This is a genomic window from Novosphingobium sp. NDB2Meth1, from assembly GCF_900117425.1.
In the GTDB taxonomy this organism is placed as follows: domain Bacteria; phylum Pseudomonadota; class Alphaproteobacteria; order Sphingomonadales; family Sphingomonadaceae; genus Novosphingobium.
Window position 1 is genome coordinate 268,751 of sequence record NZ_FPEH01000014.1, and the last position, 20,135, is coordinate 288,885.

27 protein-coding genes are annotated in these 20,135 nt (G+C 66.1%); 19 read left to right on the forward strand and 8 right to left on the reverse strand.

The features are described from left to right. Position 1: 1 nt before the first annotated feature. The 6 genes from NDB2M1_RS08345 to pyrE are packed head-to-tail and all read right to left on the reverse strand — an operon-like array spanning position 2 to position 3,956. Positions 2 to 1,072 carry an AI-2E family transporter gene (locus tag NDB2M1_RS08345; RefSeq protein WP_072381265.1) on the reverse strand — a complete coding sequence of 357 codons (1,071 nt, stop codon included), beginning with the start codon at positions 1,070 to 1,072 and terminating at the stop codon, positions 2 to 4. After that, on the reverse strand, positions 1,069 to 1,977 hold the full coding sequence (lepB, locus tag NDB2M1_RS08350) for a signal peptidase I (RefSeq protein ID WP_072381267.1): 909 nt from the start codon (positions 1,975 to 1,977) through the stop codon (positions 1,069 to 1,071). Before lepB ends, NDB2M1_RS08345 begins: the two co-directional genes overlap by 4 nt. Next, positions 1,974 to 2,390: a holo-ACP synthase gene (gene acpS / locus NDB2M1_RS08355; RefSeq protein ID WP_054120279.1), complete on the reverse strand. Its 417-nt coding sequence runs from the start codon at positions 2,388 to 2,390 to the stop codon at positions 1,974 to 1,976. Before acpS ends, lepB begins: the two co-directional genes overlap by 4 nt. After that, positions 2,387 to 2,638 (reverse strand): hypothetical protein, encoded by a 252-nt coding sequence (locus tag NDB2M1_RS08360; protein ID WP_072381269.1) that lies wholly within the window; start codon positions 2,636 to 2,638, stop codon positions 2,387 to 2,389. Before NDB2M1_RS08360 ends, acpS begins: the two co-directional genes overlap by 4 nt. Next, positions 2,635 to 3,375, reverse strand: coding sequence for a pyridoxine 5'-phosphate synthase (locus tag NDB2M1_RS08365; RefSeq protein WP_072381271.1), 741 nt, complete (start codon positions 3,373 to 3,375; stop codon positions 2,635 to 2,637). Before NDB2M1_RS08365 ends, NDB2M1_RS08360 begins: the two co-directional genes overlap by 4 nt. Next, positions 3,375 to 3,956 (reverse strand): orotate phosphoribosyltransferase, encoded by a 582-nt coding sequence (gene pyrE, locus NDB2M1_RS08370; protein ID WP_054120276.1) that lies wholly within the window; start codon positions 3,954 to 3,956, stop codon positions 3,375 to 3,377. Before pyrE ends, NDB2M1_RS08365 begins: the two co-directional genes overlap by 1 nt. A 295-nt stretch (positions 3,957 to 4,251) precedes the next feature. On the opposite strand from pyrE, the gene coxB reads away from it, so the two are divergent. The 15 genes from coxB to NDB2M1_RS08445 all read left to right on the forward strand — a co-directional run bounded on the left by coxB (position 4,252) and on the right by NDB2M1_RS08445 (position 16,196). Then, positions 4,252 to 5,289: a cytochrome c oxidase subunit II gene (gene coxB, locus NDB2M1_RS08375; protein WP_072381273.1), complete on the forward strand. Its 1,038-nt coding sequence runs from the start codon at positions 4,252 to 4,254 to the stop codon at positions 5,287 to 5,289. Positions 5,290 to 5,316: 27 nt separating this feature from the next. Next, the gene (gene ctaD, locus NDB2M1_RS08380) at positions 5,317 to 7,002 is read left to right on the forward strand and encodes a cytochrome c oxidase subunit I (RefSeq protein WP_072381275.1); all 1,686 of its coding nucleotides are present in this window, start codon (positions 5,317 to 5,319) and stop codon (positions 7,000 to 7,002) included. Positions 7,003 to 7,155: 153 nt separating this feature from the next. Beyond that, positions 7,156 to 8,079, forward strand: a complete 924-nt coding sequence (locus tag NDB2M1_RS08385) for a heme o synthase (RefSeq protein ID WP_054120273.1) — start codon at positions 7,156 to 7,158, stop codon at positions 8,077 to 8,079. Then, positions 8,076 to 8,276, forward strand: a complete 201-nt coding sequence (locus tag NDB2M1_RS08390) for a hypothetical protein (protein WP_072381277.1) — start codon at positions 8,076 to 8,078, stop codon at positions 8,274 to 8,276. The genes NDB2M1_RS08385 and NDB2M1_RS08390 overlap by 4 nt, the downstream gene beginning before the upstream one ends. Then, entirely contained in the window at positions 8,276 to 8,860 is a 585-nt protein-coding gene (locus NDB2M1_RS08395; RefSeq protein WP_072381279.1) for a cytochrome c oxidase assembly protein, read from the forward strand. Before NDB2M1_RS08390 ends, NDB2M1_RS08395 begins: the two co-directional genes overlap by 1 nt. Positions 8,861 to 8,975: 115 nt before the next feature. Further along, complete coding sequence (locus NDB2M1_RS08400) at positions 8,976 to 9,797, forward strand: cytochrome c oxidase subunit 3 (protein WP_072381282.1); 822 nt, start codon at positions 8,976 to 8,978, stop codon at positions 9,795 to 9,797. 103 nt (positions 9,798 to 9,900) lie between these two features. Further along, positions 9,901 to 10,182 carry a DUF983 domain-containing protein gene (locus NDB2M1_RS08405; RefSeq protein ID WP_253185817.1) on the forward strand — a complete coding sequence of 94 codons (282 nt, stop codon included), beginning with the start codon at positions 9,901 to 9,903 and terminating at the stop codon, positions 10,180 to 10,182. Then, the gene (locus NDB2M1_RS08410; protein WP_072381286.1) at positions 10,179 to 10,769 is read left to right on the forward strand and encodes an SURF1 family cytochrome oxidase biogenesis protein; all 591 of its coding nucleotides are present in this window, start codon (positions 10,179 to 10,181) and stop codon (positions 10,767 to 10,769) included. Before NDB2M1_RS08405 ends, NDB2M1_RS08410 begins: the two co-directional genes overlap by 4 nt. A gap of 224 nt (positions 10,770 to 10,993) precedes the next feature. Then, a complete protein-coding gene (gene thrC / locus NDB2M1_RS08415; protein WP_072381288.1) occupies positions 10,994 to 12,400 on the forward strand; it encodes a threonine synthase in 1,407 nt (468 codons plus the stop codon). A 30-nt stretch (positions 12,401 to 12,430) separates the two neighbouring features. Then, the gene (locus NDB2M1_RS08420) at positions 12,431 to 13,294 is read left to right on the forward strand and encodes an RsmD family RNA methyltransferase (RefSeq protein ID WP_143146700.1); all 864 of its coding nucleotides are present in this window, start codon (positions 12,431 to 12,433) and stop codon (positions 13,292 to 13,294) included. A 60-nt stretch (positions 13,295 to 13,354) separates the two neighbouring features. Further along, the gene (locus NDB2M1_RS08425; protein WP_072381729.1) at positions 13,355 to 13,729 is read left to right on the forward strand and encodes a dihydroneopterin aldolase; all 375 of its coding nucleotides are present in this window, start codon (positions 13,355 to 13,357) and stop codon (positions 13,727 to 13,729) included. Then, a complete protein-coding gene (locus NDB2M1_RS08430; protein WP_072381292.1) occupies positions 13,729 to 14,496 on the forward strand; it encodes an SDR family oxidoreductase in 768 nt (255 codons plus the stop codon). Before NDB2M1_RS08425 ends, NDB2M1_RS08430 begins: the two co-directional genes overlap by 1 nt. Next, entirely contained in the window at positions 14,493 to 15,503 is a 1,011-nt protein-coding gene (moaA, locus tag NDB2M1_RS08435; protein ID WP_072381298.1) for a GTP 3',8-cyclase MoaA, read from the forward strand. The genes NDB2M1_RS08430 and moaA overlap by 4 nt, the downstream gene beginning before the upstream one ends. Before the next feature lie 2 nt (positions 15,504 to 15,505). Continuing rightward, a complete protein-coding gene (locus NDB2M1_RS08440; RefSeq protein WP_072381300.1) occupies positions 15,506 to 15,745 on the forward strand; it encodes a MoaD/ThiS family protein in 240 nt (79 codons plus the stop codon). 1 nt (position 15,746) lies between these two features. Further along, positions 15,747 to 16,196: a molybdenum cofactor biosynthesis protein MoaE gene (locus tag NDB2M1_RS08445; RefSeq protein WP_072381302.1), complete on the forward strand. Its 450-nt coding sequence runs from the start codon at positions 15,747 to 15,749 to the stop codon at positions 16,194 to 16,196. Between the two features lie 272 nt (positions 16,197 to 16,468). Here the strand turns inward: NDB2M1_RS08445 and NDB2M1_RS08450 are convergent, their stop codons facing one another. Further along, complete coding sequence (locus NDB2M1_RS08450) at positions 16,469 to 16,996, reverse strand: hypothetical protein (protein WP_072381304.1); 528 nt, start codon at positions 16,994 to 16,996, stop codon at positions 16,469 to 16,471. A gap of 212 nt (positions 16,997 to 17,208) precedes the next feature. Here NDB2M1_RS08450 and rplU point away from each other — a divergent pair, with 212 nt between their 5' ends. The 4 genes from rplU (at position 17,209) to NDB2M1_RS08470 (ending at position 19,281) form a co-directional block, all read left to right on the forward strand. Next, the gene (rplU, locus tag NDB2M1_RS08455; RefSeq protein WP_054122206.1) at positions 17,209 to 17,505 is read left to right on the forward strand and encodes a 50S ribosomal protein L21; all 297 of its coding nucleotides are present in this window, start codon (positions 17,209 to 17,211) and stop codon (positions 17,503 to 17,505) included. A 25-nt stretch (positions 17,506 to 17,530) separates the two neighbouring features. After that, entirely contained in the window at positions 17,531 to 17,800 is a 270-nt protein-coding gene (gene rpmA / locus NDB2M1_RS08460) for a 50S ribosomal protein L27 (RefSeq protein ID WP_054122207.1), read from the forward strand. A gap of 222 nt (positions 17,801 to 18,022) precedes the next feature. After that, positions 18,023 to 18,592: a GNAT family N-acetyltransferase gene (locus NDB2M1_RS08465; protein WP_072381306.1), complete on the forward strand. Its 570-nt coding sequence runs from the start codon at positions 18,023 to 18,025 to the stop codon at positions 18,590 to 18,592. 101 nt (positions 18,593 to 18,693) lie between these two features. After that, positions 18,694 to 19,281, forward strand: a complete 588-nt coding sequence (locus NDB2M1_RS08470; protein WP_054122209.1) for a TetR family transcriptional regulator — start codon at positions 18,694 to 18,696, stop codon at positions 19,279 to 19,281. A gap of 113 nt (positions 19,282 to 19,394) precedes the next feature. Here the strand turns inward: NDB2M1_RS08470 and NDB2M1_RS08475 are convergent, their stop codons facing one another. Continuing rightward, complete coding sequence (locus NDB2M1_RS08475; protein ID WP_072381309.1) at positions 19,395 to 20,120, reverse strand: CAF17-like 4Fe-4S cluster assembly/insertion protein YgfZ; 726 nt, start codon at positions 20,118 to 20,120, stop codon at positions 19,395 to 19,397. Positions 20,121 to 20,135: the final 15 nt, after the last annotated feature.

The window sequence follows — 20,135 nt, forward strand, 5'->3', positions numbered from 1 at the left end:
GTTATCCTGTGGCTTCGTCGCGGCGGGTGTTGTGTTCAGCCTGCCGCTCGAGCGCGATCTTGAGCATGACCACCAGCGGATCGGCGAGCGCTAGGCCGAGGATGCCGAACAGCACACCGAAGATCAGCTGCGCGCCGAGCACGAGCGCGGGGGCAAGGTCTGCCGTGCGCTTGGCTACCATGGGCACGATGACGTTGCCGTCCACCGTCTGCACCACGACATAGACGATGATGCAGTAGATCCCCATCGCGGTCCCGCCCGAAAAGCCGACAAGGATCATCAGGATGCCCGAAATCGGCGCGCCGATATTGGGCAGGAACACGAGGAGCCCGGTGAGCAGGCCGAGCAGCGCCGCCATCGGCACCCCGTAGACCGCGAGCGCGATCCACGTGCACACGCCTTCGATCACCATGCCGAGCATGCGCCCCGCCAGCAACATGCGCAAAGTGCGGCCCATGCGGTGGGTGGTGCCGTGGAAATACTCGCGGCTCTCCGCCGGGAGCATCCACGCAAGGCCGCGCTGGTACATGTCGGGCTCGAGCACGAAGTAGATGCCGAGGATCACGATGATCAGCAGCGTGGTGACGCCCCCGAACAGCCCGCCGAGCGCTTGCGTGACCTGGCTGACGCTGCCGAGCAGCTCCTTCACGAGTCCGCTGACGTCGGCGCGGCCCATGGTGAGGCCGTGCGCGCTCGCCCAATCGAGCCCGCGCTGAGCCTGTGCCGTCACCAGCGGCGGCATTTCTGCGGCCTGCGTCATGATCTGGCTGCCGGCGAATTCCACCACCCAGACAAGAAATGCCACGGTGGCGAGCAGGACGACCGCGATCCGCCACGTCCGCCGGATGGGCAGCACACGGCCGAGCAGGCGTTGGCCGCCGTCGATCAGCATGGCGAACACGAAGCCGCCGAAAATCACCAGCAGCGGATGCGCGAGATAGACGGCCAGCGCGGCAAGGCCGGCCATGCCGATCCACACGGCGGCGCGCTTGATTTCCTGCCGGACGAGATCGTCGCGGATATCGGTGGGACCGGCGCTGTGCTTCGGGGCGGAATTCGGCTCGTCGCTCATGGTCTTGCGGCGGTTCCCTTCAGGATCATAGGCCGCAGTCTGAGCGAAGCGCGGTTTCCTCGCAAGGCGCCATACCACGTCAGCGGGTTCCACGTTTCGGTGCCGTTGAGCGAGTAGGTGATGAACTCCGCACGCCCGCCGATATCGGCGAGCGGCACCGGCCCGCCAAGGCCCTTTTCGATGATCGGCGCGCGGCTGTCGGCAGAGTGGTCGCGGTTGTCGCCCATCAGGAACGCGTAGCCCTGCGGCACTTTCGTCTCGGGATAGTTGTCGAGCAGTTGCTGCTTGTGGTCGATGATCCGGTAAGTCGCGCCGTTCGGCAGCGTCTCGCGGAAGATCGGCAGCTCGCAGACCTGCTTGCCGTCTGCCGCGCGATATCGGAGGCCCGGAAAGTCATCGGGATCGCAGGGCTGGTTCGGATCGACCGGCAGTTCAAGCGGCGCTTCGGCGACTTGCGGCACGGGCTTGCCATTGAGGATGATCTGGCCGTTGACCACCGCGATGCGGTCACCCGGCAGGGCGACGACGCGCTTGATATAGTCCTCGTCGCGGTCCGGGGGGACGACGATGACGATATCGCCATAGGCCGGAGTCGCGGGCAGGATGCGCGTCTTCGAACGCGGCAGGAAATGCATCGAGGCCGAGACCCACGACCAGCCGTAGGGATACTTCGTGACGACCAGCTGATCGCCCACCAGCAGGTTGGGCATCATCGAGATCGACGGGATGTAGAAGGGCTTGGCCACGAAGCTGTGAAAGCCGATCACCGCGAGCAGCATCAAGAGCAGCCCGCGCAGTTCGGCGAGCCAGTTGGTGCCTTCGCGTTCGCTGGCTTCGCTTTCGGGAGTCTGGGGTTCGGCCGTCGGGATATCCGGTGCGGATGCGGTCTCGGGAACGTCGGTCAAGCAGCACCTGCAGATAGGGGGCGCGCCTCGATCACGACGAAGGCCTGCGCCCATGGGTGGTCGTCGGTGAGCGTCAGGTGAACCACGGCCTCGTGCCCCGCCGGGGTGATTGCGGCCAGACGCGCAGCAGCGCCGCCGGTCAGTGCAAGCGTCGGCGCACCGGACGGCGCGTTGACCACGCCGATGTCCTTCATGAATACGCCCGCCTTGAAGCCGGTGCCTACGGCCTTTGAGAAGGCTTCCTTGGCAGCAAAGCGCTTCGCCAGTGTGCCGGCCTTGGTATAGGGCCGCCGCGCGGCTTTGGCCTGTTCGATGGGCGTGAAAACCCGCTGCACAAAGCGCTCGCCAAAGCGGTCGAGCGAGGCCTGGATGCGCTCGATATTGCAGAGATCGGAGCCCATGCCGATGATCATGGTCTGTCCTTGTGGGGCTTGCGTGGTGTGAGCACGCGGTAGCCGATCCAGCAGCCGATCTGGGCAAATGCTGTGCTACAAATAGCTATGAGTAAAGCAGCCGGGATGCCTGCCTTCCGGCCTGCGGCGAGATCGAGGCCCAGCATTGCCAGGGCAACCACCACCAGCCCGAGCAGCATGAGCTTAAGCGCGAAGGCGAGAAAGCCCAGCCTCTCACCTGGTGTTCCGCGAGTCTGGTTCACGTTCACCGCGCTGCATCCATCAGTTCGCGCATCTTGAGGACCGCAGGCGCCAGCCCGGTAAAGATCGCCTCGCCGATCAGGTAGTGCCCGATATTGAGCTCGGCCAGCTGCGGGATCGCGGCAATGGCGGTCACGTTCTCATAGGTCAGTCCGTGCCCTGCATGCGGCTCGATCCCGTTTTTCGCGGCGAGCGCGGCCATGTCGGCGATTCGCTTCAGTTCCACCGCGCGGGCTTCGCCTTCCGCATGGGCATACTCGCCGGTGTGCAGTTCGACGACGGGCGCGCCGAGCTTCATTGCGGCTTCGATCTGGCGCGGTTCCGGCGCGATGAACAGGCTGACGCGGATGCCTGCATCAGAAAGCCGCGCGACGATGGGGGCGAGGCGGTTGTGCTGGCCCGCGGCGTCGAGCCCGCCCTCGGTCGTGCGCTCCTCGCGCCGTTCGGGCACGATGCAGGCGGCATGCGGCTTATGGCGCAGCGCGATCGCCAGCATTTCCTCGGTCGCCGCCATCTCGAGATTGAGCGGCAGGTTTGTCGCGGCCTGGATGCGCGCCAGATCTTCGTCGCGGATGTGGCGGCGATCTTCGCGCAGGTGCGCGGTGATGCCGTCGCCGCCGACTTCAGCCACGATCTGAGCCGCCCGCACAGGATCGGGATGATCCCCGCCGCGCGCGTTGCGGATCGTTGCGACGTGGTCGATGTTGACGCCGAGACGCAGGCGCTGGACCGAGTGAAGACTCATCAGGCCGCGCGGCTCCCGGGCTTGATCGCCGGAGTCGCGGCGAGTTCGGGCGGCAGCTCGTCTGGCGCGTAGGTCGGGAAGTTGAGGCTGACCAGCGGGTAGAACGGCACGCCGAGGTCCACCGTGCCGGCCGAGCGGTCGACCAGCGCGGCGCCGGCCACCACCACTCCGCCCGCCGCTTCGATCGCGGCAATGGCCTCGCGGCTGGACAGGCCGGTGGTCACGACGTCCTCGACCATCAGCACCTTTTCGCCCGCCTTGAGCGAAAAGCCCCGGCGCAGCTCGAACGTCCCGGTCGGGCGCTCGACGAACATCGCCTCCACACCCAGCGCGCGGCCCATTTCGTGCCCGATGATCACCCCGCCCATTGCAGGGGAGATCACCTTGCCGATCTGCTGGCGAAGATCGCGCGGCAGAGTCGCGGCAAGGGCCGAAGCCAGCCGCGAGGCGCGCATCGGATCCATCAGTACGCGCGCGCACTGCAGGTAATGCGCGCTGTGGCGGCCGGAGGAGAGCAGAAAATGGCCTTCGAGCAAGGCTTCGCTGGCGCGGAATTCGGAAAGGATCTCGTCTTCGAGCATGTTTGTTCCATGATGGGCGGGTCGCGATGTCCCGCAGCCGGTGTATCAGGGCAGGGTCCATAGCGAAGCCGGGAGCGCCGCGCTATGTCGGACTGCAGGCAGACTCGCCTGATTCCCCTTATTCGCATTGCGCCTTAGAGCTTTAGGGCAAGCGCTATTGCCCCAAAAATATACGCCTGGGCGCTTGAGGCTTGCGGCGAGCGCGCGTATAGGCCCCCTTGAATTTAGGGAATTGGGGTGTGGAGTGTCGTGGCAAATGCCCGGCACAGAAGCAAAAAATCGAGAGCGGTTGATCATGAGTCTTACCCATGTTGCCCGCGCCGTGACGGGCGCGTTTCGGACACTGAGCCTTGCGGCCGCGCTTGCATTTGCGCCTCAGGCCATGGCGGCGGCTGCCGCTCCGGCACCTGCTGCAGCCGCGCCGGCACCTGAAGCACCGGTGGCTGCTGCGCCGGCTCCGGCCGCCAGCGCCGCTGCTGCGGACGCGGCTGCTCCTGCCGCCGCCGCCCCGGTCGACAAGGGTTCCTACACCCCGATGAAGCCGACCGAAGGCAAGGGCCAGCCGGTCGCCAAGGGCTGGACCTTCCAGGATCAGTATTCGCCGATCGGTGATGAAGCCCTGCGCATGCACGATTACCTGCTGATGCCAGTGATCACCGTGATCACGCTGTTCGTGCTTCTGCTGCTTCTGCTCGTGATGGTGCGCTTCAACCGCCGCGCCAACCCGGTCGCTTCCAAGACCAGCCACAACACCACGATCGAGATCATCTGGACGGTTGTCCCTGTGCTCATCCTCGTTGTGGTCGCGGTCCCCTCGATCCGCCTCCTAGCGCACCAGTATGCCCCGGCGCCGAAGGGTGCGCTGACGGTCAAGGCGACCGGCTACCAGTGGTACTGGGGCTATACCTATCCGGACAACGGCGGCTTCGAAGTGATTTCGAACATCCTGCCGGACGCCGAAGCCATCAAGCGCGGCGAGCAGCCGCAGCTGGCTGCTGACAACCGCATGGTCGTCCCCGCCGGTGAGCCGATCCGCCTGCAGACCACCGGTTCGGACGTGATCCACGCCTTTGCCGTCCCCTCGCTGTGGTTCAAGCTCGATGCCGTCCCCGGCAAGATCAACGAGAAGGTGCTCTTCATCAAGGAGCCGGGCGTTTACTACGGCCAGTGCTCCGAGCTGTGCGGCGCCCGCCACGGCTACATGCCGATCGTGGTCGAGGCTCTGCCCCGCGCCAAGTTCGAAGAGTGGGTGAAGACGCAGGGCGGTACCGTCGGTGCCCCGGCTGCTGCGACTGCCGCGGCCGCTCCCGCCAAGCCGACGCCCGCGGCGTAAAAGATTTCGAAGGACAAGGTTAGAACCATGGCCAGCATTCCAGCCCATGAAGGCTTCGACGCCCATCACCACGATGCGCACGATCACGACCACAAGCCTGCGTTTTTCCAGCGCTGGTTCATGTCGACCAACCACAAGGACATCGGCACCCTCTACCTGATCTTCGCGATCATCGCGGGCATCATCGGTGGCGGCGTCTCGGGCATCATGCGCGCCGAACTCGCGCATCCGGGCATCCAGTACCTCGGCTGGTGGACGCATTTCCTTGGCGGGAATGATCAGGACTTCAACGCCACGCTCCACATGTGGAACGTGCTGATCACGGCCCACGGCCTGATCATGGTGTTCTTCATGGTCATGCCCGCGCTGATCGGCGGCTTCGGCAACTGGTTCGTGCCGCTGATGATCGGCGCGCCGGACATGGCCTTCCCGCGCATGAACAACATCTCGTTCTGGCTGACCGTCTCGGGCTTCTGCTCGCTGATGATCTCGGCCTTCATGCCCGGTGGTACCGGCATGGGCGCAGGCACCGGCTGGACGGTCTACGCGCCGCTCTCGACCTCCGGATCGGTCGGCCCCGCGGTCGACTTCGCGATCTTCTCGCTGCACCTTGCGGGCGCGGGTTCGATCCTCGGTGCGATCAACTTCATCACCACCATCTTCAACATGCGCGCGCCGGGCATGACCCTGCACAAGATGCCCCTGTTCGTGTGGTCGATGCTCGTCACCGCGTTCCTGCTGCTGCTCTCGCTGCCGGTTCTCGCCGCGGCGATCACCATGCTGCTGACCGACCGCAACTTCGGCACGACGTTCTTCAACCCGGCCGGCGGCGGTGACCCCGTCCTCTACCAGCACCTGTTCTGGTTCTTCGGCCACCCCGAAGTGTACATCATGATCCTGCCGGGCTTCGGCATCATCAGCCAGATCATCTCGACCTTCTCGAAGAAGCCGGTGTTCGGCTACCTCGGCATGGCCTACGCGATGGTCGCGATCGGCGCGGTCGGCTTCATCGTGTGGGCGCACCACATGTACACCACCGGTCTCGACGTGAACACGAAGATGTACTTCACCGCCGCCACGATGGTTATCGCGGTGCCCACCGGCATCAAGATCTTCTCGTGGATCGCGACGATGTGGGGCGGCAGCCTCGAGTTCAAGTCGCCGCTCGTCTGGGCGATCGGGTTCATCTTCCTCTTCACTGTCGGCGGCGTGACCGGCGTCGTGCTTGCCAACGGCGGCATCGACGACAACCTCCAGGACACCTACTACGTCGTGGCGCACTTCCACTACGTGCTGTCGCTGGGCGCGGTCACCTCGCTCTTCGCCGGGTTCTACTACTGGTTCCCGAAGATGAGCGGCCGCATGCACAGCGAGTTTCTCAGCCACCTGCATTTCTGGGTCTTCTTCGTCGGCGTGAACCTGATCTTCTTCCCGATGCATTTCCTCGGGGTCCAGGGCATGCCGCGCCGCTACCCGGACTACGCCCCGGCGTTCGAGTACTGGAACACGATCGCCAGCTACGGCTACACCGTGATGGCCGCCTCGATGGTGATCTTCTTCGTGAACATCATCTACTCGCTGGCTGCCGGCAAGAAGGCGGAAGGCAACTACTGGGGCGAAGGCGCCACCACGCTCGAGTGGACGCTGTCGAGCCCGCCGCCGTTCCACCAGTTCGAGACGCTCCCCGTGATCGAGGAAGCGCACGCGCACTGATCGAACTGCCGTGCAACCAAGCAGAGGGGCTCCGGAGCGATCCGGGGCCCTTTTGTTTGGGCAGCCCAAAGCGCAACGCCCCACCGCATAGCCCCAAAGCCCGGTACCCTTTCGCTTTCCCTTCGCGTCAAGCGCGCCTATAGGCCGCCCATCATGTCCACCGCGAACCCCACGGCCCTGATCATGCCCGCCGACTGGCGCGATTTCTTCGCGCTGACCAAGCCGGGCGTCATGCGGCTCGTCATCTTCACCGCTGTCTGCGGCATGCTTGCAGCGCCCGGCTCCATCCATCCCGTGCTCGCGTTCACCGCGATCCTGTGCATCGCGGTCGGCGCGGGCGGCGCGGCGGCGCTCAACCAGTGGTGGGAAGCCGATATCGACGCGGTGATGAAGCGCACCGCGCAGCGGCCGATCCCCGGCGGCCGGATGGACCGCACCTCGGCGCGCGACTTCGGGTTCGCGCTGTCGGGCATTTCGGTGATGACGATGGGCCTCGCGATCAGCTGGCTGGCGGCGGGCATCCTCGCCTTCTCGATCTTCTACTACGCCTATCTCTACACCGTGTGGCTCAAGCCGCGCACGCCGCAGAACATCGTGATCGGCGGCGGGGCGGGGGCCTTTCCGCCGCTGATCGGGTGGATCGCGGTGACCGGCCACATCACCCTGATGCCGGTCCTCCTCTTCCTCATCATCTTCATGTGGACCCCGCCGCACTTCTGGGCACTCGCCCTGTTCGTGCAGATCGACTACTCCAAGGCGGGCATTCCGATGATGCCGGTCGTGGCGGGCGAACGCTCGACCCGGCGGCAAATTCTGGCTTACGCGCTCGTGCTTCTGCCGCTCTCGATGACGCCCTGGTTCATCGGCGGAACCGGTCTGGTGTACGGCGCTTCCGCGTTCCTGCTCAGCGGGATGTTCCTGTGGCTGTCGATCAAAGTGGGCCTGCGGACGGCCGAACCCGGCGACGGCATGAAACCGGAGAAGCGCCTGTTCGCCTATTCGATCTTCTATCTGTTCATCCTGTTCGCGATGCTGGTCGCCGACCGCTTCGCGACCATCTATGGCCTGCAAGCATGACCCAGCCCTTCGACAACCGCCCGCTCACCGCCGCCGAGACGGACGCACTGCGCGCCCGCCAGCGTGAGCGCAACAAGGTGATGGGACTGATCCTCGGCTTCCTCGTGATCCTGTTCTTCGCGATCTCGATCGTGAAGATCACCGCCAAGCCCGAACACGCTCCGGCTGAAGGCGCCGGGCAGGTGGAGCACTCCTGATGGCCATGGCGCTGGACGCCGCAAGCCGGCGCAACCGCAAGGTCGCCGCGATTGCCGCGATCGGGGCCTTGTCGATGCTCGGCCTCGGCTACGCCTCGGTGCCGCTCTACCGCATGTTCTGCCAGGCCACCGGCTTCAACGGCACGACCCAGCGCGCGACGGCGGCGCAGGCCGCCGGCGTGAAGGCCACCGCGCGCCCGATCACGATCCGCTTCGACGGCAACGTCACCAAGGGCATGCCGTGGGAGTTCCGCCCGGAGCAGGTGACGCAGGACGGGCATATCGGCGAGCGCAAGATGGCGTTCTTCATCGCGAAGAACACCTCCGATCGCCCCATCGTCGGCCGCGCGATCTACAACGTGACGCCCGAGCAGACCGGCGCCTACTTCCACAAGATCCAGTGCTTCTGCTTCAACGAGCAGCGGCTCGAACCGGGCGAGCAGGTGCGCATGCCGGTGATCTACTACGTCGATCCCGATATGCTGAATGATCCCAACGCGAAAGACGTGGGCGAGATCACGTTGTCCTACACCTTCACGGAAGCCGCCGACAGCACCGCTGCCGTGCCTCCTAAAAACAAGTAGGAAAGCCTCTGGACCGCGTCGTGCGGCCTCGATAAAGGCGTTTGCAAACAAGCTGAATCGTGCCCGCAGGGTGCGTTTCGCCAGGTCCCAAGCTGACGGGGGTTAGAAGACGAACATGGCCGGCACCAAGAACCACGATTACCACATCCTGCCGCCTGATATCTGGCCGATCGTCGGCGCGTTTTCCGCGCTCACGATGACGAGCGGTGGCGTCTTCGCGATGCACGGCATGGCCGGGGGCAAGATTGCGCTGTGGCTCGGCGTGTTCGGCGTGGCGCTCACCATGTTCTCCTGGTGGGGCAACGTGATCAAGGAAGCGCATGCGGGCGATCACACGCCGGTCGTGCAGCTGCACCAGCGCTATGGCATGATCCTGTTCATCGCTTCGGAAGTGATGTTCTTCGTCGGCTGGTTCTGGGCCTTCTTCGATTTCTCGCTGTTCCCGAACGAGCTGGCTGAAGTGGTCGGCGGCAAGTGGCCGCCCAAGGGCATCGAAGCGGTGATGAACCCGTTCGACCTGCCGCTGCTCAATACGCTGATCCTGCTCTGCTCGGGCACCACGCTGACCTGGGCGCACCACGAACTGATCCACGGCAACCGCGAAGGCCTCAAGCAGGGCCTCTGGGCAACCATTGCGCTTGGCCTGCTGTTCAGCTCGATCCAGGCTTACGAGTACATGCACGCGCCGTTCGGCTTCGGTGAGAACACCTACGGGTCGGCGTTCTACATGGCGACCGGCTTCCACGGCTTCCACGTCATCGTCGGCACCATCTTCCTCGCCGTCTGCCAGTGGCGCGCCTATGCCGGCCACTTCACCCCGCGCCAGCACTTCGGTTTCGAAGCGGCCGCGTGGTACTGGCACTTCGTCGACGTGGTGTGGCTGTTCCTCTTCGTCGCCATCTACGTGTGGGGCGGCTGGGGCGCGCCGATCGAGTGATCGGTCTCCGGTGACAGACAGCACCGACCAGAACACGAAAGGGCAGGGCGGGCTTACCCGCGCTGCCCTTTTCGGTTTGTGCCCTCGCTGCGGCGCGCGAAGCTTGTGGGACGCGCCCGCGGGCTTCGCGCCAGCCTGCCGAGGCTGCGCGCTGGTGTTTGCCGACTATGAACCGCGCGGGCGGGGTCTCTATTTCGTACTGCTGCCGCTGACCTTCCTGCTGATCGCAGGTGCCCTGAAGTTCGATGATCTGCTGCGGCCGCCCTTGTGGCTGATGTTGGCGGTCATCGTGGTGGTGGTCCCCGGCGTGATCATCGGCGGGATGCGGCTGATGAAAGCGGCCTTGCTGATAGCGCGGCTGCGCGCGGCGGGAGTTCTGGCATGAAGCGTGTTCCGATGGTGCCGACGCTGATCGTGCTCGTGGCAGTGGCCTACATGATCCACCTCGGCTTCTGGCAACTGGAGCGGCTGGGCGAGAAGGAAGCCATGCTCGCGCGCTACGAAGCGGCACAGGCTTCGGGTGACGAGGTGCGCTGGCCGGAGGAGCCCTCTGCCATGCAGCGGGCGCTCTATCATCGCAGCCAGCTCGACTGCCGCAGCGCTCTTGCGTCCACGACGCTATCGGGCCGCAATGCGAAGGGCCAGGCGGGCCTTGCCCATGTCGTGACCTGCATAGATGCCGAGGGCGCCAAGCGACAGCTGGTGCTCGGCTGGTCGACCGATCCTGCGGCGCCCGTCTGGACCGGCGGCGTGGTCACCGGCTGGATCGCGCCGGGGCCGCGCCTTGTTGCCGATCCGCCGCAGGCCGGTCTGGAGGCGAATGCCAAGCCCGACCCCAAGGACATTCCCAACAACCACCTCGCCTATGCAGTGCAGTGGTTCCTGTTCGCCGGGGTGGCGCTGGTGATCTATGTGCTGGCGCTGCGGAAGCGGCTGCACGAGCGGGCACCTCGGCAGGATGGTCTTCAATGAAACTGTCGTCGGCCCGGACTTGATCCGGGCCTTGGCTTTCTTCCGTTGAGCGCCGCGCCGGAAGAACAGCCCAGCCCCATGTCAAGCACGGGGCGACGATCGTTGGGCGAGGGGCGCATCGGGGTTTGAATGCGGACCTCTGCGCGATGCCAAATCCGCATCCGCCTCCCCCACATCCCCCAAATCCTTGCGCCCCGGCCCCCCTGCGGCTAACCGGCAGCGCCATGAAGTACGTCAGCACCCGGGGCCAGGCGCCCTCGCTCGATTTCGAGGGCGTGACCCTCGCCGGCCTCGCCTCGGACGGCGGGCTCTATGTGCCCGAGTATTGGCCGACCTTCACCAAAGCCGAAATCGCCGCGATGGCGGGTCTGCCCTACGCCGAGCTTGCGGCGAAGGTCATGCAGCCCTTCGTGGGCGACTGCATTACGCCCGAGCGCCTTCTGGAGCTGACCCGCGAGGCCTATGGGCGGTTCTCCCACGCCGCTGTCACGCCGCTGGTGCAGCTCGACGAGCGGCAGTGGCTGCTCGAGCTGTTCCACGGCCCCACGCTGGCGTTCAAGGACGTGGCGCTCCAGCTGCTCGGCCTGCTGTTCGAGGAATTCCTCGGCCGCCGCGACGATCACCTGACGATCTTCGGCGCAACCTCCGGCGATACTGGCTCCGCGGCGATCGATGCCGTGGCGGGCCGCGCCAAGGTCGATATCTTCATGCTCCACCCGCATGGCCGCGTGTCCGATGTGCAGCGCCGCCAGATGACCACGGTGCTCGCGCCCAACGTCCACAACATCGCCATCGACGGCAGCTTCGACGATGCGCAGGCGATGGTGAAGCGCATGTTCAACGACCATGCGATGACCAGCCGCTTCGGCATCGCTGCGGTCAATTCGATCAACTGGGCACGGCTCATGGCGCAGGTGGTCTACTACTTCGCCGCCGCGCTGCAGCTCGGCGCGCCCCAGCGCCGCGTGGCCTTCAGCGTGCCGACCGGCAACTTCGGCGATGTCTTCGCGGGCTACGTCGCCGCGCAGATGGGCCTTCCCATCGAGCGCCTGATCGTTGCGACGAACATCAACGACATCCTCCACCGCGCGCTCTCCACCGGCGACTATTCGGCGGGCACGGTGACGCCGACTGCCGCGCCTTCGATGGACATCCAGGTCTCCTCCAACTTCGAGCGGCTGCTCTACGATGCAGGCGGGCGCGATGGCGCAGCGATGGCAGCGCAAATGCGCGAGTTCGAAGCGACCCGGGCGATGCAGCTCACCAATGCGCAGCGTGAGAATACGGCGAAGCTGTTCACCAGCACCCGCGCTGATGCCGCACAAATGGCGCAGGCCATGCGTTGGGCCTACGAGGCCTGCGGCGAAGTGCTCGATCCGCATACCGCGATCGGCCTCCATGCGGCGCGCGTGGCCGAGGGGCTGGGCCCCGATGTGCCGGTGGTGACGCTCGCCACGGCGCACCCTGCCAAGTTCAGTGATGCAGTCGAACGCGCGACCGGCGTGCGCCCCGGCCTGCCCGCACGCGTCGGCGATCTCTTCGTGCGCGAGGAAGCCTATACGCGCCTGCCCGGCGACTACGACACCGTCGCAGCGTGGATCGCCGAGCGCGCGACACCCCGGGCGGGATAAGTGGCCGCGCTCGATCTTCAGGCAAAGCTGATGGTCGGGCCGGGCTGGGACCAGTTCGGCCTCATCGACAGCGGCGACGGGCGCAAGCTCGAGCGCTACGGCCCCTACCGCTTCATCCGCCCCGAGCCACAGGCAATGTGGGCGCCCCGGCAGGCCGTTTGGGACGCGCACGGCGAATTCGTCCCCGGCTCCGACGAGGACGGCGGCGGGCGCTGGACCTATGCCAAACCCGTCCCGCGCGAAGGCTGGCCGCTGTCGTGGCGCGGGATCGGCTTTACCGCGCAGTGCACGCCCTTCCGCCACCTCGGCTTCTTCCCCGATATGGCCCCGGTATGGGACTGGATGGGCGAGCGGCTGGAAGGAAAGGCGGACGCGAGCACCCTCAACATGTTCGGCTATACCGGCGTCGGCACGATGGCGCTTTCGCGCTTCGGCCCGGTGACGCATGTGGACGCCTCGAAGAAGGCGGTAGCGCAGGCGCGCGCCAATGCAGCGGTGGCAAACCTCGAAGACCGCCCCGTGCGCTGGATCGTCGACGATGCCGCCAAGTTTGCCGCGCGCGAAGTGCGGCGCGGGCGGCGCTATGACGGGATCATCCTCGATCCGCCCAAATTCGGGCGCGGGCCGGAAGGTGAAGTCTGGCGGCTGGAGGAAAACCTCCCCGCCCTCATCGCCGATTGCGCGCGGCTACTGGATAGCGATAGCCGCTTCCTGTTCCTGACGGTCTACGCTGTGCGCATGTCCTCGCTCGCCATCGGCGGGCTGCTGGCCGAGGCGCTCGCGGGCCTTCCGGGGACGGTCGAGCATGGCGATCTTGCCATCAAGGAAGATGGCGAGAACGGCCGCATCCTGCCCACCGCCATTTTCGCGCGGTGGTCCAGCCGTGAAACATAAGCAAATCTGGGGCGCCCCCACACTGGACACGGGCGCTGCGGGGTGCCAGAGGCGCGGCCCGTGAACGACAGCCTCATCCTCGAAGTCGCCAATATCGAAACCGATGTCCTCACCGGGATCTATTCGGAGGAGACCGGGCGTCCGCAGCCGCTGCGCATCTCGATCTCGGCGGCGCTTGCCCCGCAGGACCGCTACACCCCCGATTGCCCGCTCACCGCGAGCAAGAACTATATGGACCTCAAGCACGCGGCGACCGAAGGCCTGCCCAAGGGTGTCCATTTCCAGCTGATCGAATCGGTGGCAGACCACATTTGCGAAACGCTCTTCCTGCAGGACAAGCGCGTGCAGCGCGTCACGGTGAAGATCGTCAAGCTGGCGATCAGCGAGCGGGGTGAGGAAATCGGCATGACGCTTACCCGGCACCGGCGCGATTGATGACGGAAACTGCGGCACGCCCGCTTGCCCTTGTCACCGGCGGCTGGCGGCGGATCGGCGCAGCCATCGCAAGCGCGCTGGCCCATGCGGGCTATGATCTCGCGCTCCATGCGCATAGCTTCGCAACGCACGATGCAGCCTTCACTGCCGAATTGACGGCTCTCGGCGCTGCGGTTTTCCCTCTGGCGGCGGATCTTTCAGACGCCGAGGCGGCTAGCCGACTGCCGGGCGAGGCGAAGGCGCTGGCCGGGCGCGCGCCGACACTGCTGGTAAACTGCGCAGCCCTGTTCCGCGAGGATTCCGCCGGGACCGTGACGGCTGCAATGCTCGACGAACACCTTGCAGTGAACCTGACCGCGCCGGTGCTCCTCACCCGCGCGCTCGCCGAAATCGCCGGCGACGACGCTGCGGTCGTCCACATCCTCGACCAGCGCGTGATCAATCCGGTGCCGGATCAGCTGAGCTACACGCTCTCCAAGCAGGCGCTCCATGCCGCCGTGCGCACCCTCGCGCGCAGCCTTGCACCACGCATGCGGGTCAACGCCGTCGCGCCGGGGCTCACCCTGCCGACGCCGGACTACACCGAAGAGCAGTGGCTCCGCCTCACCGCGTTGATGCCGCTGGAGCGACTGGCCAGCCCCGGTGACATTGCCGATGCCGTGGTGTTTCTGGCACAGGCCCGCACCGTAACGGGCCAGACTATTTTTGTTGATGGTGGCGCGCACCTTGAATCTTTCGCGCGAGACTTCGTATACCTTGAGGCATGAGTTGCACGCCGTCGCCCCTGATTGATCGCTTCGCGCGCCGCATCACCTATCTGCGGCTCTCGCTGACCGACCGCTGCGATCTGCGCTGCGCCTATTGCATGCCCGAGCGCATGACCTTCCTGCCGCGCGCCGAAGTGCTCACGCTGGAAGAACTCCACGAAGTCGCGCTTGCCTTCATTGCGCGCGGCGTGCGCAAGATCCGGCTGACGGGGGGCGAGCCCCTGGTGCGCCGCGACATGATGCAGCTCGTCCGCGCATTGGGCCGCAAGATCGATGACGGCAGCCTCGACGAACTGACGTTGACGACCAACGGCACGCGCCTTGCTGAATTTGCCGACGATCTCGCGGCGGCGGGCGTCAAGCGCATCAACGTCTCGCTCGATACGATGGACCGGGCCAAGTTTGCCGAGCTGACCCGGCGCGACAGCCTGCCGCAGGTGCTCGAAGGCATCGCCGCGGCCAAGGCGGCGGGCATCCGGATCAAGCTCAACGCGGTGGCGCTCAAGGGCATCAACGAGCATGAGCTGCCCGACCTGATCGCCTGGGCGCACGGCGAGGGCCATTCGGTCACGCTGATCGAGGTCATGCCGCTCGGCGAAGTCGAGGGCGACCGCTTCGATCACTACCTCCCGCTCGATGCGGTCCGCCGCGATCTCGAGGCGCGCTGGACGCTGACCGCCAGCGAAGCGCGCACCGGCGGCCCCGCGCGCTATGTCGATATTGCCGAGACGGGCGGGCGCCTCGGCTTCATCACACCGCTCACCGGCAATTTCTGCGAGGGCTGCAACCGCGTGCGCGTCACTGCCACCGGCCAGCTCTTCATGTGCCTCGGCGGCGAGGGCAAGGTCGATCTGCGCGCCGCGCTGCGGTCCGAAAATCCCGAAGCGGCCATGGCCGATGCCTTCGCCCGCGCGATGGGCGAGAAGCCCGAACGCCACGCCTTCGTGATTGACAAGCCCGGCGCCGCCCCCGCGCTCGCGCGCCACATGTCGATGACGGGCGGCTGAGCATGCCGGCCAAACTGGTGTTCCTCGGCCGGCTGGAAGACATCGTCGGCACAGGCGAACTTGCGGTGACGCCCGGACCGCTGGAGCAAGTGCTAACCACGCTCGATCCGGCACTGGCCGTCGAACTCCTCGGCGAGCGCGTGCGCATGGCGCTCAACGGCGCATTGCTGGGCGATAGCGATGCGGTCGTGCTGGCGGAAGGGGACGAGCTCGCCTTCCTCCCGCCCGTCAGTGGCGGCTGATATGGCCGACGTGCGCCTTTTGGGTGAGGGCTTCTCACCGCCGGAGGAAATGGCCGCCTTCACCGCCGCGCATCCTGCGGCGGGCGGCATTGTCAGCTTCCTCGGCCAAGTGCGCGCCGAACCCGGGCCCCATGCGGTCGAGGCGCTGGAACTCAAGCACTACGCCGCGATGACGCTGCCCGGCATGGAAGCGCTCGCCGCCGCGACCCGCGCCCGCTGGGCGCTCGATGGCCTGCTGATCATCCACCGCTACGGCGTGATGCATCCCGGCGACCCCATTGTCCTTGTCGCTGCCGCCGCGCGCCACCGCCGCGATGCCTTCGCCGCGGCGGACTTCGCGATGGACCACCTGAAAAGCCAGAGCTGGTTCTGGAAGCGCGAGAAAACCGCCGCCGGCTGGCGCTGGATCGAGCCCCGGCCCGACGACCACCGCGACCTAGCGCGCTGGTAGGTGCCTAGAGCACTTTCCGACCAATCTTGCTCACCGTGACGGAGCCGATTTTGGCCCAGCGCGAGGCGCGAGGAGGGAGCTATGCTGGCATATAGTGACCGACGAACAACGCTGCGATGGGCCAAAATCGGCCCGCCCCTCGGGGTTGCTCTTGGAAGCCCCTCGGACATCGTCGCGCCGTTTGCACGGGCTACCAGCCCGCGCTGCTCGGCGTTCCTTGCCGAGAAGCTTCCAAGAGCAATCCCGGTGAGCCAGATTGGTCGGAAAGTGCTCTAGCTGCCCAGCTTGTCTCTCAGCGCGGCGATCGTCTGGTCCTCTTCGCCCAGCAGCGCGGCGACATCGCGGTGCGCCGGAGCAACGACCTTGAGGTCATTGTCCGGTCCGGTCGCGGCGGTCTCGGTTGCGGCGATCAGCAGCCGGTCAAGATCGGAGAGCGCTATCATGCCTTCGCCGCGCGCGGAGGTGAGCCCGGCCAGTGCGATGGCGGCGCGGCTCCAGGCATCGGTACCGGGCGCGGAACCCTTTGCGGCGGTGATCAAGGCTGTCGCGGAGGCCTGTTGCGCGGTGAACCGGGCATGCGACTTGGCCGCCTGTTCGCGCAGGGTAGCCACGCGGGTCGGAAGATCGGCAGTTGCCGCTGCGCTCGGTGCCGGCGTCGGCGCGGCCTGCTGGCGGGTGCCATAGGCACGCTCCGCCGGGCGAATCGCCAGCGAGGGAAAGCGCGAGCGGTTCGCGTTGCAGGCCGAAAGTGCGAGCAGAACTGCCAGCGACGCGCCGATGCGGATGGACAGGGATGCCATGCCCGGGCCATAGAAGCTTTTGCCGGACCGGGGAAGCGGCGGCAGGCGTCATTTCACCGCCCGGCGGCGTTGACATGGGGCGCCCATTCGATTAACCGCGCCACTCTTTCCGGGCCTCCGCATCCTTTGCGGAGATTCGGCCATGCCGTTTGATGGTGCCCGATTCGCGGGCTCATAGGGCGGCCAGACACTTGAAACGGATAGCAGAGACCATGTTCGCAATCGTGCGCACGGGCGGCAAGCAGTATCGGGTTGCCGCCGGAGACAAGATCGCGGTCGAGAAGCTGGCGGGTGAAGCCGGTGAAACGATCACGCTGACCGACGTCCTCCTCGCGGGGAACGAAGGCGTGCTTGCGGATGCCAAGTCCGTGACCGTTTCGGCCGAGATCATCGCGCAGGCGAAGTCCGAGAAGGTGATCGTGTTCAAGAAGCGCCGCCGGCACAACTATCGTCGCCGCAACGGCCACCGCCAGCAGATGACCCTGCTGCGCATCCTCAGCGTCGCCTGACCGCAAGTTTTCGGAGTAATCTGACATGGCACACAAGAAAGCAGGCGGCTCATCGCGCAACGGTCGCGATTCGGCTGGCCGCCGCCTCGGCGTCAAGAAGTTCGGCGATCAGCACGTGATCGGCGGCAACATCATCATTCGTCAGCGCGGCACCAAGGTCTACCCGGGCGCCAATGTCGGCATGGGCAAGGACCACACGCTGTTCGCGCTCGCCGAAGGCAAAGTGCGTTTCCACTCGGGCAAGCTTGGTCGCAAGTACGTCTCGGTGGATATGCTGGCCGAGGCCGCAGAGTAATCGGATGGTCATCACGGGCCATCCCACGGGATGGCCCCGCCGACCTTCACCGGTCGGCTGAATGAGGGAGAGGGGCCAACCCGTCTCCCTTTTTTATTGTCTCCCTCACCCGAGCCACGTCCTGACGCATTAACCGCGCGAGACCTGGCCAACCGCAATATGCCTGTCATTTCCTTTGGTTAGCAGCCAAGGGAAATCGAGGGGCGGATGAGGAGACGTTTGATGTTCATTCGCAGCGAAAGGCTGTTCCTGCGCCCTGCATGGCCCGAAGACTGGGCTGAACTGCACGCCGCGATCGACGACGCGGCGGTGGTGCGCAATCTCGCCCGCGCGCCGTGGCCCTACCGGGCGGACGATGCGCGCTGGTTCGTCAGCCGCGAGGTTGATCCCAAGCATCCCGACTTTCTGGTGACCCTGCCCGGCGCCGATGGCACGCGCATCATCGGCTGTGCGGGCATGGCTCCCGGCGAGCAGGGCGCGGCCGAACTCGGTTACTGGATCGCCCGCGACCACTGGGGCCGCGGCTTTGCCACCGAGGCCGCGCGTGCGGTGCTCAGCATTGCGCGGGCGCTCGGACATGACCGGATCGAGGCGAGCCATTTCCTCGACAACCCGGCTTCGGGCCGCGTCCTGCGCAAGCTCGGCTTCGCGCCCACCGGCGAGCATCGCCCGCGTCGCAGCGAGGGGCGCGATGCCGTGGTGACAAGCGTGGTCTACCAGATCCACCTCGGCGAGGCCGGCAACGGCGATGACGGCGGCGACGACCAGGAGCCGATGCGCCGCGCGGCCTGAAATGTGCGTCCCTCTTGCCCCCCACGCCGCACGGTTCTAGGCGTTGGAACCATGGCGCGCGGGGGTAAGGGTGCGCCGCAAGGGGGAAATCGGCCCGTACAATGTCCGTTCGCAAGCGTCTCAGTCCCGAAGAAAGCCGTATTGCCGCCCTCGAAGCCGCGCGGGCCCTTCTGATCGAGGCCGGCCCGCAGGCCGTGACCTTGAAGGCCGTGGCAGGCCGGATCGGGCGGACCCATGCCAATCTGCTGCATCACTTCGGCTCGGCCTCCGGCCTGCAGAAGGAACTCGCGCGGCATCTCGCCGAAACGATCTGCGCGGTGATCCGCGAGGCGGTGATCGCCAGCCGCTCGGGCGTGGGCAGCCCGCGTGATGTGGTGGACCTCACCTTCGATGCATTTGACCGCGAGGGGGCGGGCGCCCTCGCTTCATGGATGCTGCTGACGGGCAACGAGGACGCCCTCGATCCCATCGTCGACGTGATCCACGACCTCGTGATCGAAGTCGGCGATTTCCATTCCGACGAAATGCGCGGCACCACGCTGACACTTGTGCTCATGGCCTTGGGCGATGCGCAGATGGGCGGCCCGCTCAGCCAGGCACTCGAACTGCCGCGCAGCGCGGCGCGCGATTATGCCGCGCGGATGCTCGATGCCGCGACCGAAGCGGCGAAGATCACGCAGGCGGGATAGACGTCCCGCTCAACTTCGCTGCCTTGCAACCCCGCTCACCCTGAGCTTGTCGAAGGGTGTCAGCGCGACCGCTGCGCATGATGCTTCGACAAGCTCAGCATGAGCGGGTCAAGTTACGGGGGCGACAATTCCATCCACGCCGGCGCCATGTCTGCGGAAATATCCTCCACTCGCCGGTGATCCACGGCCAATCCGAGCTCGGCATAGGCCGCCCGCTGCCGGGCGGTATCCGAAGCGGCGAGCGGCACCACCACCAGCCGCCGGTTCACCTTCTGCCGCCAGTTCATCCGCGCGGTGTTTTCCTGCCCGACATAGCAGCCCTTGGTGAAGCTGACGCCGTTCAGCTCCACGGCATTGGTTTCCAGCCACAGCGTCTGCTCGCTGCCCAGTTCGGCGAGGCCCTCCGGCACGCCATGCGCCAGCCGGTGCGCGCGCCAGGCATCATCAACCGCCACGTCATCGGCGCTCACCGGCGCGATCCAGCGATGCCCCAGCGCGGGCAGGCGCGGGTCGGTCGGCTCGCCTTCCGCCTGCCAGTAGACCCCCAGCGTGCTGTCTTGCGCAATCGCGATCTTGCGGCGCAGGCGGTAGAGCGAAAGGCGCTTGGCCAGCGCAGCCGCAGCGGCGGCCTCGCAATCGAGCAGCAAGTTCTTTCCATCCGCCCACACGATGAAGTCGAACAGCGCTTTTCCCTGCGGGCTCAGCAATCCGGTCCAGACCGGCAGCGGTCCCTTCACGTCGCTCGTCACAAGGCCCTGCAGGAAGGCGGCCACGTCCTCGCTGTCGTCCAGTGGGGAGAGCCGTACTATGGTGCGATTGGTCAATCGAGGTGCGCTCATGGGTGACAGATAGGC